The 15926-nt window shown below is 73.5% G+C and carries 18 protein-coding genes; 13 read left to right on the top strand and 5 right to left on the bottom strand.

The window, feature by feature from the left end; genetic code table 11:
- Positions 1 to 129: 129 nt before the first annotated feature.
- Both ACQPYA_RS10775 and ACQPYA_RS10770 read left to right on the top strand, forming a co-directional pair.
- Positions 130 to 897: a polyprenol monophosphomannose synthase gene (locus ACQPYA_RS10775; protein ID WP_433532473.1), complete on the top strand. Its 768-nt coding sequence runs from the start codon at positions 130 to 132 to the stop codon at positions 895 to 897.
- Between the two features lie 100 nt (positions 898 to 997).
- The gene (locus ACQPYA_RS10770) at positions 998 to 2431 is read left to right on the top strand and encodes an aldehyde dehydrogenase family protein (protein ID WP_433532472.1); all 1434 of its coding nucleotides are present in this window, start codon (positions 998 to 1000) and stop codon (positions 2429 to 2431) included.
- A gap of 103 nt (positions 2432 to 2534) precedes the next feature.
- On the opposite strand, the gene ACQPYA_RS10765 is transcribed toward ACQPYA_RS10770, so the two are convergent.
- Positions 2535 to 2936, bottom strand: a complete 402-nt coding sequence (locus ACQPYA_RS10765; protein WP_433532471.1) for a ChaB family protein — start codon at positions 2934 to 2936, stop codon at positions 2535 to 2537.
- A 242-nt stretch (positions 2937 to 3178) separates the two neighbouring features.
- Here ACQPYA_RS10765 and ACQPYA_RS10760 point away from each other — a divergent pair, with 242 nt between their 5' ends.
- From ACQPYA_RS10760 to ACQPYA_RS10735, 6 genes are all read left to right on the top strand, one after another.
- Positions 3179 to 4147 carry a YihY/virulence factor BrkB family protein gene (locus ACQPYA_RS10760; RefSeq protein ID WP_433532470.1) on the top strand — a complete coding sequence of 323 codons (969 nt, stop codon included), beginning with the start codon at positions 3179 to 3181 and terminating at the stop codon, positions 4145 to 4147.
- Between the two features lie 46 nt (positions 4148 to 4193).
- Positions 4194 to 4610, top strand: a complete 417-nt coding sequence (locus ACQPYA_RS10755; RefSeq protein WP_433532469.1) for a DUF2795 domain-containing protein — start codon at positions 4194 to 4196, stop codon at positions 4608 to 4610.
- A gap of 50 nt (positions 4611 to 4660) precedes the next feature.
- Positions 4661 to 5122 carry an SRPBCC family protein gene (locus ACQPYA_RS10750; RefSeq protein ID WP_433532468.1) on the top strand — a complete coding sequence of 154 codons (462 nt, stop codon included), beginning with the start codon at positions 4661 to 4663 and terminating at the stop codon, positions 5120 to 5122.
- A 156-nt stretch (positions 5123 to 5278) separates the two neighbouring features.
- On the top strand, positions 5279 to 5536 hold the full coding sequence (locus ACQPYA_RS10745; protein ID WP_433532467.1) for a hypothetical protein: 258 nt from the start codon (positions 5279 to 5281) through the stop codon (positions 5534 to 5536).
- Between the two features lie 101 nt (positions 5537 to 5637).
- Complete coding sequence (locus ACQPYA_RS10740; RefSeq protein ID WP_433532466.1) at positions 5638 to 5850, top strand: hypothetical protein; 213 nt, start codon at positions 5638 to 5640, stop codon at positions 5848 to 5850.
- A gap of 167 nt (positions 5851 to 6017) precedes the next feature.
- Positions 6018 to 6392: a DUF6401 family natural product biosynthesis protein gene (locus tag ACQPYA_RS10735; RefSeq protein WP_433532465.1), complete on the top strand. Its 375-nt coding sequence runs from the start codon at positions 6018 to 6020 to the stop codon at positions 6390 to 6392.
- An 80-nt stretch (positions 6393 to 6472) separates the two neighbouring features.
- Here ACQPYA_RS10735 and ACQPYA_RS10730 read toward each other — a convergent pair whose 3' ends face one another.
- A complete protein-coding gene (locus ACQPYA_RS10730; RefSeq protein WP_433532464.1) occupies positions 6473 to 7315 on the bottom strand; it encodes a mechanosensitive ion channel family protein in 843 nt (280 codons plus the stop codon).
- Between the two features lie 224 nt (positions 7316 to 7539).
- Between ACQPYA_RS10730 and ACQPYA_RS10725 the strand changes: the two genes are divergently transcribed.
- Positions 7540 to 9660 carry an ATP-binding SpoIIE family protein phosphatase gene (locus ACQPYA_RS10725; protein ID WP_433532463.1) on the top strand — a complete coding sequence of 707 codons (2121 nt, stop codon included), beginning with the start codon at positions 7540 to 7542 and terminating at the stop codon, positions 9658 to 9660.
- A gap of 39 nt (positions 9661 to 9699) precedes the next feature.
- On the opposite strand, the gene ACQPYA_RS10720 is transcribed toward ACQPYA_RS10725, so the two are convergent.
- The gene (locus ACQPYA_RS10720) at positions 9700 to 10656 is read right to left on the bottom strand and encodes an NAD(P)/FAD-dependent oxidoreductase (RefSeq protein WP_433532462.1); all 957 of its coding nucleotides are present in this window, start codon (positions 10654 to 10656) and stop codon (positions 9700 to 9702) included.
- A gap of 202 nt (positions 10657 to 10858) precedes the next feature.
- Here ACQPYA_RS10720 and ACQPYA_RS10715 point away from each other — a divergent pair, with 202 nt between their 5' ends.
- From ACQPYA_RS10715 to ACQPYA_RS10700, 4 genes are all read left to right on the top strand, one after another.
- Positions 10859 to 12256: a glycoside hydrolase family 6 protein gene (locus ACQPYA_RS10715; protein WP_433532461.1), complete on the top strand. Its 1398-nt coding sequence runs from the start codon at positions 10859 to 10861 to the stop codon at positions 12254 to 12256.
- A gap of 205 nt (positions 12257 to 12461) precedes the next feature.
- Entirely contained in the window at positions 12462 to 13049 is a 588-nt protein-coding gene (locus ACQPYA_RS10710; protein ID WP_433532460.1) for a general stress protein, read from the top strand.
- Between the two features lie 187 nt (positions 13050 to 13236).
- The gene (locus ACQPYA_RS10705; RefSeq protein ID WP_433532459.1) at positions 13237 to 13731 is read left to right on the top strand and encodes a MarR family winged helix-turn-helix transcriptional regulator; all 495 of its coding nucleotides are present in this window, start codon (positions 13237 to 13239) and stop codon (positions 13729 to 13731) included.
- An 11-nt stretch (positions 13732 to 13742) separates the two neighbouring features.
- Positions 13743 to 14729, top strand: coding sequence for a pirin family protein (locus ACQPYA_RS10700; protein ID WP_433532458.1), 987 nt, complete (start codon positions 13743 to 13745; stop codon positions 14727 to 14729).
- A gap of 60 nt (positions 14730 to 14789) precedes the next feature.
- On the opposite strand, the gene ACQPYA_RS10695 is transcribed toward ACQPYA_RS10700, so the two are convergent.
- Together ACQPYA_RS10695 and ACQPYA_RS10690 are read right to left on the bottom strand one after the other, a co-directional pair.
- Complete coding sequence (locus ACQPYA_RS10695; protein ID WP_433532457.1) at positions 14790 to 14918, bottom strand: hypothetical protein; 129 nt, start codon at positions 14916 to 14918, stop codon at positions 14790 to 14792.
- A gap of 193 nt (positions 14919 to 15111) precedes the next feature.
- Positions 15112 to 15855 (bottom strand): hypothetical protein, encoded by a 744-nt coding sequence (locus ACQPYA_RS10690; protein ID WP_433532456.1) that lies wholly within the window; start codon positions 15853 to 15855, stop codon positions 15112 to 15114.
- Positions 15856 to 15926: the final 71 nt, after the last annotated feature.

Below are 15926 nucleotides of genomic sequence, written 5' to 3'. Positions count from 1 at the left end.
GCCCCGGAGAAGCTAACCCGGCGGCCCGGCCAGCCGGTCGTGCTGGGTGGGAGGCGGAGCCATTTCACCCCGGAAGGGACAACTGGCTACCCTTCAGGGTGACCTTTCCGCCGACCGAGGATGTCCCCCATGATCGAACCCGTCCAGTTGCCTTCGCCGTGGCGGGACGCCCGCGTGACCGTCGTGGTGCCGACCTACAACGAGGCGGGTAACCTGCCGATCCTGGTCGAGCGGCTCCTCGCCCTGCCGCTGCCGGGACTGACGGTACTGGTCGCCGACGACAACTCCCCGGACGGCACCGGCGAGGTCGCGGACAAGCTCGCGATCGAGCACCCGGAGCGGGTCGAGGTGGTGCACCGGCCGGGCAAGGAGGGCCTCGGTCGGGCGTACGTGGACGGGATCGGCCGGGCGCTCGACGGCGGGGCCGAGTACGTGGCCCAGATGGACGCCGACCTGTCCCACCCGCCGGAGGCGTTGCCGGGCATGCTCGGCGCGCTGCTCTCCACCCAGGCCGGTGTGGTGATCGGGTCACGCTATGTGCCCGGCGGCGAGCTGGACGAGAACTGGCCGCTGTACCGGCGGGCGCTCAGTGGCTGGGCCAACCTCTACGTGCACACGCTGCTGCGGGTGCGGATCCGCGACCTGACCGCCGGCTTCAAGATCTGGCGGGCCGACGCGCTGCGGGACATCGGGCTGGAGCGGGTCCAGTCCAACGGCTACAGCTTCCAGGTCGAGATGCACTACCTCGCCACCCGGTTGGGGCACACCATCCTCGAGGTGCCGATCCGGTTCGAGGAGCGGCGCGACGGTGACTCCAAGATGACCACCGCCACCAAGATCGAGAGTGCGTTGATGCCGTTCAAGCTCCGTACCCGCCACCGCAACATCGAACGCTGAACGCGCGGGCCGGGCCTCCCGGCGTCGCCCCGCACCGCCACGCGCCCGTTTGCCCGCACGCGTCCGTTTGCCCGGCCCCGGCCGGGGCATCCAGCGCTCCATGTACACGGTTGCGCAGCTGATCGGTGGGGTGTGGGGTGCCGGCGGGGCCGCCGGCGAGTTGGTGGTGCGCGATCCGGCCGACGGCAGCCGGGTGACCAGCGCGCCGTCCGCGACGGCCGACGAGGTCGGCAAGGCCGTGGCGGCGGCGCGCGGGATGGTGGCCGAGTGGGCGGCGACCGCTCCGGCGGAGCGGGCCGCCGCGCTGCACCGCGCCGCCGACGCGGTGGCCGAGGCCGCCGACGAGCTCGCCCACGCCACCACCGCCGAGATGGGCAAGCCGCTGGCCGACGCCCGCGGCGGCGTCGAGGCCGGCATCGCCACCCTGCGGCAGTACGCCGAACTCGCCCCGGCCCGGGGTGGCCGCACCCTGCACGGCGAACCCGCCGCGATCGACTTCATGACGCCGCAGCCACGCGGCGTGGTCGCCGTCATCACCCCGTGGAACGACCCGGTCGCCGTCTCCTGCGGGCTGCTCGGCGCGGCTTTGGTGACCGGAAACGTGGTGTTGCACAAGCCCAGCGAACGCGCCCCGGCGACCGGATGGCTGCTGGCCCGGGCGCTCGACGCCGCGCTGCCGGCGGGGGTGCTGTCGCTGCTGACCGGCGGCCCGGAGACCGGCGCGGCGCTGGCCGCCGCCGAGGTGGACGTGGTGGCGCACGTAGGGTCCACCCGCGCCGGCCGGGCGATCGCCGGGGCCGCCGCCGGCACCGGGGCGAAGGTGCTGCTGGAGAATGGCGGCAGCGACCCGCTGGTCGTCGACGCCGGCATCGACCCGATCTGGGCCGCCGGCCAGGCGGCCCAGGGCGCGTTCGCCAACGCGGGGCAGATCTGCGTCGCGGTGGAGCGGATCTACGTCCACCGGGACATCGCCGAGGACTTCGTGGACGCGTTGGTCGAGCGGGCCGGAGCACGGCGACTCGGACCGGGGCGGGACCCGGGGACCGACCTCGGCCCGCTGGTCGACCGACGCCATCGGGACCAGGTGCACGGGCAGGTGACCGCCGCGGCGGCCGAGGGCGCGCGGATCCGCATCGGCGGGACCCTGCCGGACGGGCCGGGGGCCTTCTATCCCGCCACAGTGGTGGACGGCTGCCGGCACGACATGGCGCTGGTCCGCGAGGAGACCTTCGGTCCGGTCGCGCCGGTGGTGGTGGTCGACTCGTTCAGCGAGGCGCTGCGCTGCGCGGCCGACTCGCCGTACGGGCTGGCGGCGACCGTACTGACCGGGTCGATGAGTCACGCCCAGCGGGCCTGGCGGGAGCTGCCGGTGGGCACGGTCAAGGTGAACGCGGTCTTCGGCGGCGCCCCGGCCGGGGCCGCCCATCCGCGCCGGGGCAGCGGCCAGGGCTTCGGCTACGGTCCGGAACTGCTCGACGAGTTCACCGCCACGAAGGCGGTGCACATCCAGGCGCCCGGCGGCGGCCACTGGTGACCGGGCCGGGCCCCTGCCCGCCCGGCGGACAGACCGGCGGGTGGAGCGGGCCGGGCCCCTGCCCGCCGGTGTGGCGGACAGGGGCCCGGGCAGCGGCGTCGGCTCAGTCGCCGCGCGCCTTCGCGGTCTGCCGGTCGTTGGCCTTCTGGATGGCCTTGACCAGTTCCGGCTTGGTCATCTTCGACCGCACCGGTACGTCCAGCTTGCGGGCCACCTCCATCAGGTGCTCCTTGGAGGCGTTCGCGTCCACGCCGTCGGCGGTGGGTGCCCGCCGGGCCGGTCCGCCGCCAGCGGCCTGCTCGTCGCTCGGCCCCTTGCGGCCCTTGGGCTCCCAGTGGTCGCCCACCTTCTCGAACTGGTGCTTGACGGCGGCGAAGGCGGTGCGGTGCGCCCGCTCCCCCTCGCCGTATGTCTCCACCGCGGAATCGTGTGTCTTCTCCCAGGTGCGCTGGGCCTTCTCCGGGGAGCGCCGCAGCGTGCTGGGCAGTACCTCGCGCCCGGGCATCTCGATCCTCCTCCGCATAAGAGCGTTCCCCGTCGCGTTCCCCCACCCGCCCCCAGCAAACCCCACCTCGCCCGCTGACCGGCGTTGATCAAGAAGTTCGTGCCGGCCTGGCGCGAACTTCTTGATCAACTTTTCCGGGGACGGGTTTCGCGGGGGTGGGGATGGGGTAGCGGTGGGGCCATTCGGTGCCGCCGGGATGCCGGTCCGGCGAGTGCGGAACGGCCCGGCAGTGGGGAGCGGTGATGATGACGAACCTGGACGCCGGACCGGCACAACCGCCGCTGCCTCGCCGGATCCGCCAGCTACGGTGGCCGACCTGGCGCGGCGTGCTGGTCCGGAGCGGTCGCAACTTCCTGCGGGACAACTGCACCGACTGGGCCGCCGCGCTCACCTACTACGGGGTGCTGGCCCTCTTCCCGTCCATCGTCGTGGTGGTCGCCCTGGTCGGTCTCGTCTCCGACGGGGAACGTACCGTCGACACGGTGCTGGAGCTGGCCCGGGACATCGGCGCCGGCTCGGTGGTGGCCAACGACGGCTTCGTCGACGTGGTCCGCGGGGTGGTGGACCAGCGCAGCTCGGCCGGGATCCTGCTGAGCTTCGGCCTGCTCGGCGCACTCTGGTCGGCCTCGAACTTCATCGCGTCGTTCACCCGCGCCTCGAACGCGATCTACGGGGTGGCCGAGGGACGCCCGGTATGGAAGCTGCGCCCGTTGCAGCTCGGGCTGGCGGCGCTGGTGCTGGTCCTGCTCGCCGCCGTCGCCGCCGGCCTGATCGTCAGCGGCCCGGTCGCGGACGCGGTCGGCGACTGGCTGGGCGCCGGCGGCGCGGCCCGTACGGCGTGGACGGTGACCAAGTGGCCGGCGCTCGCGCTGATCGCGATGCTGCTGCTGTCGCTGTTGTTCTGGGCCGCGCCGAACGTCCGCCAGCCCCGGTTCCGCTGGCTCACCCCCGGCGGGGCGGTGGCGTTGGCCGTCTGGGCGCTGGCCTCCTTCGGCTTCGGCCTCTACGTGGCGAACTTCGGCGCGTACGACGCCACCTACGGCAGCCTCGGCGCGGTGATCGCCTTCCTGGTCTGGCTCTACCTCTCCAACTCCGCGCTCATCCTCGGTGTCCAGATCAACGCCGAACTCCAGCGCGGCCGGCTGCTCCAGGCCGGGACGAGCGATCCCGAGGACCCGGTTCTGCCACCGCGCTCACCGGCCGGTTCGTGACGGCTTGCCGGGTTTACCACCCGCCCCGCCGGGTAGCGCACAAGACATGGATCGCGGCAGCAGCAAGCACGCACCCAGGGTCGACGAGCAGATGAGCCAGGAGGTCAGCGGCCTCGTGCAGGGGCCGGGGACCGGCGGCTCGCGGGTCGACGAGTCCCGGGTGCCCGAACCCGCGGGCGAGGACCAGCCGGAGGCCACCACCGCTCCGGCCGGCGACCTGCGCAGCGGTACTCCACAGGGCATGACCTCCGAGGACGTCGAGGCACGCAGCCGGCTCGGGCGGTTCATCACGATGACCGCACTGCCCGGCGACCGAACCACGCTGCTGGCCAATGCGCGGGACAACGAGGCGCCCGCCGATGTGCTGGCCGCATTGGAGCGCCTGCCGGCGGACACCAGCTACCAGACGGTGTCCGAGGTGTGGGCGGCACTCGGCCACCGAAACGAGACGACGCGCTGGTGAGGCGGGCCGCGTCCGCTCCACCGCCCCTGCCGGCGCAGGAAAGGATGCTGATGAGTGGCGTTACCGAGCATGTCGACGTGTCCGTCCCGGTGCGGACGGCGTACGACCAGTGGACCCAGTTCGAGGAGTTCCCCCACTTCATGGAAGGTGTGGAACAGGTCCGCCAACTCTCCGACACGATGACCCACTGGACCGTCGAGATCGCCGGGGTGAAGCGCGAGTTCGACGCCGAGATCACCGAACAGCTACCCGACGAACGGGTGTCCTGGCGGTCCATTGGCGGCACCCAGCATGCCGGGGTGGTGACCTTTCATCGGCTGGACGAGCAGAGCGCCCGGGTCAGCCTCCAGTTGGAGTTCGACCCGCACGGCGTCATCGAGCAGGCCGGCGACAAGCTCGGCGTGGTCGACCGCCGGGCAAAGGGCGACCTGCACCGGTTCAAGCAGTTCATCGAGCGGCGGGGGCAGGAGACCGGCGGCTGGCGGGGCAAGGTCGACCGCCCGCAGCCCTGATCGGGGCCCCGGGCCCCCTGACGGCCGCCGGATTCCGGCGGCCGTCGCGCTGTCCCGCTGCACCAGCCCCGGTCGAACGCGTGGGCGGGCCGTGGGCGGATGACGGGCCGTCGGCGGGGGCCGTTTGCGGCGATCGGGCCGGGGTACCGCGATGGCATGACCGACAACAGGGTGTGGCGCGACGAGGAACGGATCCCGCTGGAGGAACTGGAGCGGGCCGTCGCCCGGTCGACGATCGACGGGCAGGCCGACGACGCCACCGGCAACGACGCCGGCGAGGAGGCCGCCTTCGGGCACGGCCCCGAGGCGGCCGACCGGGGCGGGGAGATCCCCGGCGCCGGCCGCGAGCCGACCGATCCGGACCGGGCGTACCGCCCCTCCACCACCGGCCGCACCGGGCCCGACACCATGTAGCGCGTCGCCGGCGGGAAGCCGGGGGTGGGAATTCGGACGGGTTGGGCAGAATGGGCCGTTCGGCTGACGGCAATGCCACGGTGCCGAGGAAGACTTTCCGAATGCATCAGGGCCCCGGCTTCCTCACCCCGCGCCAGCGTCGCCTGGCGTGGCTCGGTTTCCTTCTCGTCGCCGCGCAGGCGCCGGTCTCCGCCAAGCTGAGCGCGGACAGCTCCTGGCTGTTCTGCCTCGTCGTGGCGCTGATGGTGGCGACCGTGATCATTGCCGACGACGCGGCGCGCCGTCGCCCCGCGAGCGCCCCCTCGTCGGACTGACCGCCGGGGCGCTCCCCGGATGGGTGGTTTCCCGCCGCGGCGAGCCCATCGCCCGGTCCGTGCCGACTCGATCCGCCCGGTCAGCACCCCGGCGACCGGCGGCTGACCCCCCGACCAGCCGAGCGGCCGAAGTCACGGCCGGTCCCGGTTGGCTAGATTCGTTCCTCATGCGCGTGCCGTCGAACCGGGTCCCCGCCCCCACTGCCGTCGACTCGGCCCGGACCACCCTCGTCACGCTGGCCACCGCCGTGGGTCTCGACGGGCTCGCCGCCGCCAGTGCCGAGCCGGGCCTGCTCGCCGCGGTCGACCAGCACGCCGCCGCGGTGCGCGAGAGCCTGCACGGCGACCAGCGTCCGCTGACCGCCGCGGCCCTCGCCGGGTACGCCGAGGGGCTGCGCTCCGCCGCCCGCGACCACGGCTGGTCGCCGCCGACCGGCCCGCTGGACTGGTCGGAGGCGGACTGGGTGCTGGTGCGGCTGCTCGCCGTCTGCGCGCTGACCGCCGTGCTGGGCGCGCCGGCCGCGCAGCCACCGCCGCTGTAGGAACCCCGGGGCGCTGAGGCGGACGGGTGTCCGCCGCCGGCGGACACCCGTCCTCTTCCTCGCGCGGACGCGACCCACCGTCACGAACGGAACTGCTGGGTCTCGTCGCCGGTGTTCCCGGACTGGTAGGTGCCCCGTTCCCCGGCCATCGCCTGGGTACGCTCGGCGCCCGCCCGGTCGGCCATCTGCCGCTGCATGTCGCCGCGGCCGGCCGCGTTGCCCTGCCGCTGGTCGCGGACCGCCCGCGACTCCTCGGCCATCCGGTTGAGCCAGCCCTCCCAGCGGTTCTGCATGGGCCGGACCAGACCGCCACCGACGCCGACGACCAGGATGCCGGCCACCGTGGCGAGCACCGCGATCAGCACCGGAGTGGTGACGGTGGTGGCGATACCCACCTGGTTCAGCGCGGCGATCACCCCCAACGCGATGACGAAGACCGCTGCCAGGTCGGCCAGCACCTTGCCGTACGACAGCCCACCGAGCGCCCCGCTGACGATGTCCCGGACCGCGTTGGCGATCGCGAAGGCGATCACCACGATGACGATCGCCACGAAGGCGCGCGGCAGCCAGGCCACCACACCCGCGATCAGGTTGCTGATCGCGTTGGGGCCCCATACGCCAAAGGCGAACTGCAACGTGAACAGCAGCACGGCGTAGTACGCCAGTTTTGCCAGGATGTCGCTGGCGTCGTACCGGGTCCGTTCCAACGCGCGTTTGATCCCGCCCCGTTCGACCGCCCGGTCGAACCCCACCCGTTCCAGGGCCGCGTCCACGATTTTGAGCACGGCTCTGGCGATGAGCCATCCGACCACGAGGATCGCGATGAACGCGATGGCCCGCGGTATGAACAGCAGCACCGACCTCCACATGTCGGCCACAGCGGTACCGATGTCGACCTGCGTGGCCGCGAGGGTTTCCGGCATGATGTCCCTCCTGTCGCATGGATTGCCCCGCGCGCTTACCCCAACGCCGGGGCGGCACGCCGCGCCGGTCGCCCCCTTTTTCCCGACAGATCGCGCCAGAAGGGCTCTGACATGGCCTTACGCGCCAGGCCGACGCATGATCACCCCGAGTACCGTGCACGGGATCCACCACGCCCGGCGGGCACCTGGTAAGCGTTCGTCGGACATCGCATTAGGCTGCGGTCATGCCAGGAACGGTCGGGCGAGTCCCCACGCCAGCAGGCCCGGTCCCGGGCGCGCAGGTACCGGACACCGCGACCCTGGTCGGCGACCACCCGTGGGACGGCACGACGCTCGGCCCGCACGAGTCCTGGGATCCGGCCCTGCGGGCGGCCGTCGAGATCGTGCTCGCCTCGCCCGCGCCGATGGCGTTGTACCTCGGCGACGAACTGCTGCTGCTCTACAACGACGGGTACGCCGACCTGATCGGCGAGCAGCATCCGCAGGCCCTCGGGCGGCCGGCCGCCGAGGTCTTCGCCGAGGTCTGGCGGACGCCGGGCGTCGGTGAGATCGTCGAGCACGCCTACCGCAGCGGGGAGCCGTTCCTGAGCAAGGAGGTCCCGATCCCGCCGGGCCACGGCGCGGGCGGGTTGGGGTCGGCCGTCTACACCCGGGCCTGCTCCCCCGTCCGGGACAGCCGCGGCCGGATCGTCGGCGTGCTCTCCGTGGTCGCCGAGACCAGCCCGGCGACCCGCCAGTTGCAGGGGCTCAGCGAGTTCGCCGCGGCGCTGGCCGGCACGCTCACCCTGGACGACGTGGCCCGGGTCGCGCTGCGCTACACGATCACCTCGTTCGACGCCGACCGGGTCTCCTTCGCCGTCGACGAGGGCGGTGGCTGGCGGATGGCCCGGCGGGTCCGCGGCGAGCTGCTGGACGAGGCGGACGAGCGGTTGCCCCCGCTGTGGCGGCGCGGTTCGGCGGACTGGCGCCCGCCGGCGGTGGTCAGCGCACGCAACGGACGGGCCAGCTTCACCGACGACGGCCAGCCCCTGCACGAGATCGCCGTCGACCGGCACGACCAGCGAATCCGCGCGCTGGCCGCGGTGCCGCTGCGGGCGTCCGTCGTCCGGGGCACGCTGACCGTCGGCTACCGCTCCGCGCACCCCTGGTCGGCACCGGAGCGGGCGCTGCTGGCCGCCTCGGCCGAGCTGGTCGGGCAGGCCACCGAGCGGGCCCGCCGGTTCGAGACCCAGCACGGCACCGCCCAGCTGTTGCAGCGCAGCATGCTGCCGGAGAGCCTGCCGGTCCTGCCCCGGCTGCGGATCGCGGCGCGTTACGACCCCGGGGTCGACGGCAACGCCGCGGGTGGGGACTTCTACGACGCGTTCGTGCTGCCCACCGGCGGGCTGGGGGTGGTGCTCGGGGACGTCGCCGGGCACGACGTGCAGGCCGCCGCCCGGATGGGTCAGGTCCGTGCCGCCCTGCGCGCGCTGGCGCTCAACGACCCGCGGCCCGACCAGGTGCTCGCCGGGCTCGACCGCCTGGTGAGCAGCCTGGGCGCCGAGGCCGGCACGCACGAGCTCTTCGTCACCGTGGCGTTCGGCGTCATCGACATGGACCGGGAGCAGCTCACCCTGGCCAGCGCCGGCCATCCGACGCCGCTGCTCCGGCGCTGCGCGCCCGGGGCCGAGCCGAGGGCCGAGTACGTCGAGGTACCGCTCGGTGCGCCGCTGGGCGTCGGCTACCGCCCCGCCACGCGTACCGTCGCGTTTCCGCCCGGCGACACGTTGCTGCTCTTCAGCGACGGCGTGGTGGAGCGTCGTCAGCAGGCGCTGTCGCACGGGCTGGCCCGCCTGGCCGAGTCGGTGGCCGCCGCGCCCAGCGGCGACCCCCGGGCGTTGTGCGCCGTGGCCACGGCCGCGGTGAGCGGCGCGACCGAGGACGACGTGGCCGTCCTCGCCGTCGAGTACGCGCTGCGGCCGAGCCGGTCGGCCCGGATGGAGGTGCCCGCCGAGCCGACCGCGCCGAGCCGGGTCCGGCACTGGATGACCGCCCAGCTCGACGAGTGGCGGGTGGCCGAGTCGGTGATCGGCGCGGCGGTGCTCTGCACCAGCGAACTCACCACCAACGCCCTGCTGCACGCCGGCACGGCGGCCCAGGTGGAGATCGATCTGAGCCCCGAGCGCCTGCTCGTCTCGGTCGCCGACTCGGGTTCCCGGGGCACCGTCACCCGGGCCCGCACGGACACCCTGAGCAGCCGGGGCCGTGGGCTGGGTCTGATCGAGGAGTTGACCGACGCCTGGGGCACCGACCCCACCGTGCGGGGCTCGACGGTCTGGTTCGAGATCCTGCTCCCGCCGGAGTAGGACCGACCGGCGACAGGGCGGGTTCTCCGGGCCGGGCCGTCAGGCCAGTCGGCGGGCCAGGGCCCGGCCGAGGTCCCGGCCGGAGCGCCACGCGGTCTGCACCCGGGGCTCGCCGAACGCGTCCCCGGCCAGCCCGATCCCGTCGTCGTCGAGGTGGAAGCCGCTGTCGGCGCCGGCGCTGGGGCTGGCGTACGTCCAGCGGTGCACGTGCACGTGGACCGCGCGCTCGGGCAACGCGAGCAGGTCCCGTACCGCCGCCTCGACGGCCGGCGCGGCGCCGGTGGGCTGGGCGAGATGCCCGGCGGCGAACCCCGGTGTGGTGTGCGCGACCAGCACCGGCGCGCCGTCGCCGCGCCGGTCCCCGTCGTCGCAGACCAGGCTGAGCAGCGGGTGGTCGTTGACGAAGGCGCCCCGGAAGTCGGCCCAGCGCCGGGCCGGGAACCGGAGCACCGCCGACAGCGTCGGCGCCCACCGTTGCCGCTCCACCACCTTCGTGGCGGCGGCCAGCGCCGGGGCGAGCAGCAGTGCGGCCTGCGGCCCGGGCATCGCCAGTACCACGGCGGCGCACCTCCGGCCGTCCACCGTCGGCCCCGGCTCGACCCCGAGCACCAGCCGGTCCACGACCACGGTCAGGTCCCAGGCCAGGTGCTCGACCAGTGAGCGCAGCCCGCCTGGCGCCGCCCAACGCATCGGGCCGGGCGCCTCGCGCCGGCCGCCGTTGTCGTACGCGACGAAGGTGTCCGTCCATTCCCGGGCCAACCCGGCGGCCTGCCAGCCGTGTACCACCTCGGCGAAGTCCGGATCGCTCACCGTCAGGTAGGCGGCGCCCAGGTCGGCGGGGCGGCCGTCGAATCGCTTGCTGGCCATCCGGCCGCCGGCCACCCGCCCGCGTTCCCGGATCTCCACCGGCACGCCGGCGCGCCGCAGTTCTCCGGCGCACGCCACCCCGGCGATCCCGGCGCCGACCACCACAACACCCGCCCGGTCCGAAGCCATCCGCTGATGGTAGGCGTCGCCGAGACGACGCTGTTGATCAAGCAGTTCCGGTCAGGATGCGCGCCGGTCCCGACACGAACTTCTTGATCAACGCAGCCGAACGTTTCCGGAAGGTCTTCACAAGGCGGCAACCGGGCCGTACCTTGGCGGAAACGTGGGAGCGCTTCCAAGGATGTTTTTCGATGGATATCAGGAGCAGACCATGAGAATCCGAGGCACTTTGGCGGTGGTCGGCGCGGCGGCGACGGCGCTGACCGTGGCCGCCACCGTCGGCGTGGGCGCGCTACGGCCGACGCCCGCCGTCGCCGCCGACTCCGCCTTCTACGTCGATCCGCAGACCAGCGCCGCCCGCTGGGTGGCAGCCAACCCGGGCGACCCGCGGGCCGCCGTGATCCGGGACCGGATCGCCAACGTCCCGCAGGGCCGCTGGTTCACCACCACCAACACCTCGGCCGTACGCGCCGAGGTGAACACCCTGGTCACCGCGGCTGCCACGGCGGGCAAGGTGCCGATCATCGTCGTCTACAACATCCCGAACCGGGACTGTAGCGGCGCCAGCAGCGGCGGTGCGCCCAACCACACGGCCTACCGCCAGTGGGTCGACCAGGTCGCGGCCGGCCTGGCGGGCCGTCCGGCCACCATCGTCCTGGAGCCCGACGTGCTCCCGATCATGACCAACTGCCAGAACGCCAGCCAGCAGGCCGAGACGCGGGCCTCGATGGCGTACGCCGGAAAGGCGCTCAAGGCCGGCTCGGCCGCGGCCCGGGTCTACTTCGACATCGGGCACTCGGCCTGGCTCTCGCCGGGCGAGGCCGCCGCCCGGCTGACCGCGGCGGACATCGCCAACAGCGCCGACGGCATCTCGCTGAACGTGTCGAACTACCGGCGCAGCGCCGACGAGATCGGGTACGCCAAGTCGATCATCGCGGCGACCGGCATCTCCCGGCTCCGCGCGGTCATCGACACCAGCCGCAACGGCAACGGTCCCGCCGGCTCCGAGTGGTGCGACCCGCCGGGGCGGGCGATCGGCACGCCGAGCACCACCGCCACGGGCGATCCGGCCATCGACGCGTTCCTCTGGGTGAAGCTGCCCGGCGAGGCGGACGGCTGCATCGCCGGTGCCGGCCAGTTCGTGCCGCAGCGGGCGTACGACCTGGCCGTCGCGGCCGGCCCGGCGCCCACCACCGCGCCGCCGACAACCACTCCCCCGACCACCACCCCGCCGACCACCACCCCACCCACGACCACTCCGCCCACCACGACGCCACCGACGACCAACCCGCCCACCGGGGGCTGCTCGGTGACGTACACCCCGAACGTCTGGGCCGGCGGCTTCACCGCCGAGATCCGGGCGACCAACCGCGGCGCCGCCGTCACCGGTTGGCGGCTGACCTTCACCGTCGGCTCCGGGGTACGCCTGACCAGCGGCTGGAACGGCGAGTGGAGCCAGTCCGGCGACCGGATCGAGGTCCGCAACCTCGCCTGGAACGGCAGCCTGCCCAGCGGCGGCACGGTCAGCATCGGCTTCCAGGGCACCTGGACGGGGGCCAGCCTGCCGGCACCCGGCAACTTTGCCCTCAACGGCACCACCTGCACCTGAGACAACCGCAGCGGCCCCCTCGCCGTCGCCTCCGGCGCGGCGCGGGGGCCGCCGCACGTCCGTGGCCGGCGGGGCGTCCCGTTCACCCGCCCCCGAGCGGACCGCCCGACCTCGGCCGTGCCGCCCGGCCCGACAGGCTGGATGCGGCGCGGGCGTTATCGCCGCCGTGCGGCGGGAACGCGATCACCGACGAAGGGGGAGACCCATGACCACACAGTCGAGTCCCTCGGCCTGGCAGCCGGGCGTGACGGGCGGCGGCACCCTCCCGTCGGGCCCGGGCGGCGCGACCGCGGCGCCCAGCGGCGACGGGCACGGGCCACAGACCGGCCCGCCGACCGTGACGATCGGCGCCTATCCGGACTATCCGTCCGCCCAACGCGTGGTGGACTACCTGGCGGACAACCGGTTCCCGGTGGAACGGACCGCCATCGTCGGCACCAACCTGACCCTGGTGGAAACCGTGCTGGGCCGGATGACCACCGGCCGCGCGGCGCTGATCGGGGCCGGTACGGGCGCCTGGTTCGGTCTCTTCATCGGCCTGCTGTTCGGCATCTTCACCGTCGCGAACTGGTTGGCGGTGGTCCTGGCCGGGCTGGTCATCGGCGCCGTCTGGGGCGCGGTGTTCGGCGCCGTCGCGCACGCGATGACGGGCGGGCGACGGGACTTCACCTCCGCCAGTTCGCTGCGCGCCAGCCAGTACGCGGTCATCGTGGAGGCGGACGTGGCCGACCAGGCCCGTCAGCTGCTCGGCCGGCTGCACCTCGGCGGCCGTACGCCACAGACCGCCGGCTGACCCACCGCCCGGCCGGCCGGGCGGTCCCGCCCGGAGCGGGACCGCCCTCGCCCCGGCGTCCAGCCGGTGGCCGGCCCGCACACGTCCTTCAAACCTTCACCATCATCCCAGAGCCGCTCCAGAGCCTACCCGAACCAGGCCCACGACCATGTTGTTCAAATTTTAAGTTCAGTGCTAGCATCGCCCCATGACCGAGAGCCTGGACAGCGCCCGCCTGACCGCCTGGCGGGCGTACATCGAGGCCAGCCAGCGGTTGTTCACCCGCCTGGAGGACGACCTGCGCGTCGCCAGCGGGCTGAGCTTCGCCGACTACCACGTGCTGGTGCTGCTCTCCGAGGCTCCCGGGCAACGGTTGCGGATGGGCGAGTTGGCCGGCCGGCTGGTCTTCTCGCCCAGCCGGCTGACCTACCAGGTCTCGTCCATGCAGCGGCGCGGCCTGGTCGCCCGGCAGCCCTGCCCGGAGGACGGGCGGGGCAACGAGGCGGTGCTCACCGCCGCCGGGCTGCTGACCCTGCGCGAGGCCGCGCCGCACCACCTGCGCTCGGTACGCACCCACCTGATGGACGACCTCGACGACGCCGAGGTCGCCTGCCTGACCACGATCTTCACCCGGCTCGGCCGGCGGCTACAGGGGGTCGACGGCACCGGCGCCGCCCCCAGCACCGCCCACAGTGACAGTTAAAGGAGCCCGCGATGCCCGCCATCACCGTCGACAACGTCCTCGTCCTGCCCCGGCTGCCCCGGCTCGACGAGACCACCACGTTCCGGCCGGTCCGCCGGCTGGCCACCGCGCCCAGCGGTTACGAGGGCGAGGGCTTTCCGGTGCGCCGGGCCTTCGCCGGGGTGCCGACGAGCGAGCTGGACCCGTTCATCCACCTCGACCAGATGGGCGAGGTGGACTACGCCCCCGGCGAGCCGAAGGGCACCACGTGGCACCCGCACCGGGGCTTCGAGACCGTCACCTACATCATCGACGGGATCTTCGACCACCAGGACAGCCACGGCGGCGGAGGCACCATCACCAACGGCGACACCCAGTGGATGACGGCCGGCAGCGGCCTGCTGCACATCGAGGCGCCGCCGGAGCACCTGGTGGTCAGCGGTGGCCTGTTCCACGGCACGCAGCTCTGGGTCAACCTGCCCAAGGCGGCCAAGATGAACCCGCCGAAGTATCAGGACATCCGTGGCAGCCAGGCGGCGCTGGTCACCACGCCAGATGGCGGCGCGCTGGTGCGGGTGATCGCCGGGGAGATCGCCGGGCACCGCGGGCCGGGCGCCACGCACACCCCGATCACCGTCACCCACGTGACGGTCGAGCCCGGGGCGCAGGTCGACCTGCCCTGGCGGCCGGAGTTCAACGCCCTGGTCTACGTGCTGGGCGGTCGCGGCACGGTCGGCACGGAGCAGCGCCCGGTGCACACCGGCCAGCTCGCCGTGCACGGGCCGGGTGACGCCCTGCGCTTCACGGCCGACACCCGCCAGGACAGCCACACCCCGGCGCTGGATCTGTACATCATGGGCGGTCAGCCGATCCGGGAGCCGGTGGCACACTACGGCCCGTTCGTGATGAACACCCGGGACGAGCTGATCCAGGCCTTCGAGGACTACCAGGCCGGCCGGCTCGGCGTGATCCCGGCGAAGCGGGTGCCGCACACCGACGACGCGGGCTCCCGCCCCTGACGGGCGCGAAGCGTCACGGGTGGGGGCGCTCCGGTGCGACCGGGGCGCCCCCACGGCCGGTCAGGAGACGGCGAATATGCCGGCCACGCCGAGGATGACCATCACCAGTACGGCCAAGAGCGCACCCCGTTCACTCTCCACCGCCTGTGCACGGCGCTCGGTCACGGAGTTCGTCGTCTCGCCGGGCATGGTGGGGCCTCCTCGCAGATCGGGTAGGGGATCGCAGAGGTCGGGAACATCGCTGCCGCGGGACTCTTCCCACCGCGCCGCAACGCGCCAACCCGACGTCTGAGTACCCGTCTGGGCCGGCGGAAACCTCGCCGGGCCGCGGAGTTCCCGGAGCCGGGACGGCCGCCGGGCCAGGGCCGTGGCGGAGCCGGCGTCAGCCGCCCACCGGCTGGCCCACCACCCGGAGGTCCGACCGCAGCAGGCCCGCGGCCGGTGACGGCGCCAGCTCGCCCAGCACGGTCAGCCCGCCCGGGTACGCGAAGGAGGAGCGCGGCGAGTAGTAGCCCCAGGCGATGGTGAGCGGGTTCTCCGGCCGCAACGCGTAGATCGGGTGCTCCGGATCCAGGAACTCCACCGATTCGATCTCGAACGAGTTGACCGGTTCGGCGACGACCGGATAGATGCTGCTGACCAGCTGGCCGTGCAACGCGGTGAGGTACCGGTGGTGGCCGTTGTGGATGGCGTGCCCGGTGTCGCCGATCCGCACCCGGGCCCGGATCATCGGGGCCTCGTCGATGCCGGTCGAGGTGACCACGGTGTCGCCGTGGGCGGCGATGGTGGTGTGGCCGGCCAGGGTGGGGGCGCCCCGGGCCAGGGCGTAGTTGCGGACCCCGTCGCTGGAGGTGATGTAGTGGGTCCACCAGCCGCCCGGGGTGATCCCGTCGGGGGCGTCCACGCCGGCCAGGGTCACCCCGAGGTAGGTCAGCGAGTACGGGCCGAAGCCGGAGGTCTGGCTCTCGTCGTCCACGACGTACTGGTTCATGAAGACCTGCCGGTCGGGGTGCGGTCGCAACCCGGCCGGGACCAGCGCCGCCACCGCCTCGGGATCCGTCGGGAGCCAACTGAAGTACAGCGTCCGGCAGTTCACGACGAGTTGGGGGACGGCAGGGTCGAGCACGGCACCTCCGATCAAGGGTGTACCCGCGACGCTAAGCCCGGTCCCGTCAACGGGACAACGACGGAAAGGCG

Source organism: Micromonospora sp. CA-263727 (assembly GCF_050942455.1).
Taxonomy (GTDB): Bacteria; Actinomycetota; Actinomycetes; order Mycobacteriales; family Micromonosporaceae; genus Micromonospora.
Note: the sequence above shows the minus strand (reverse complement) of the source record. Positions and strands in the feature narration are given on the sequence as shown.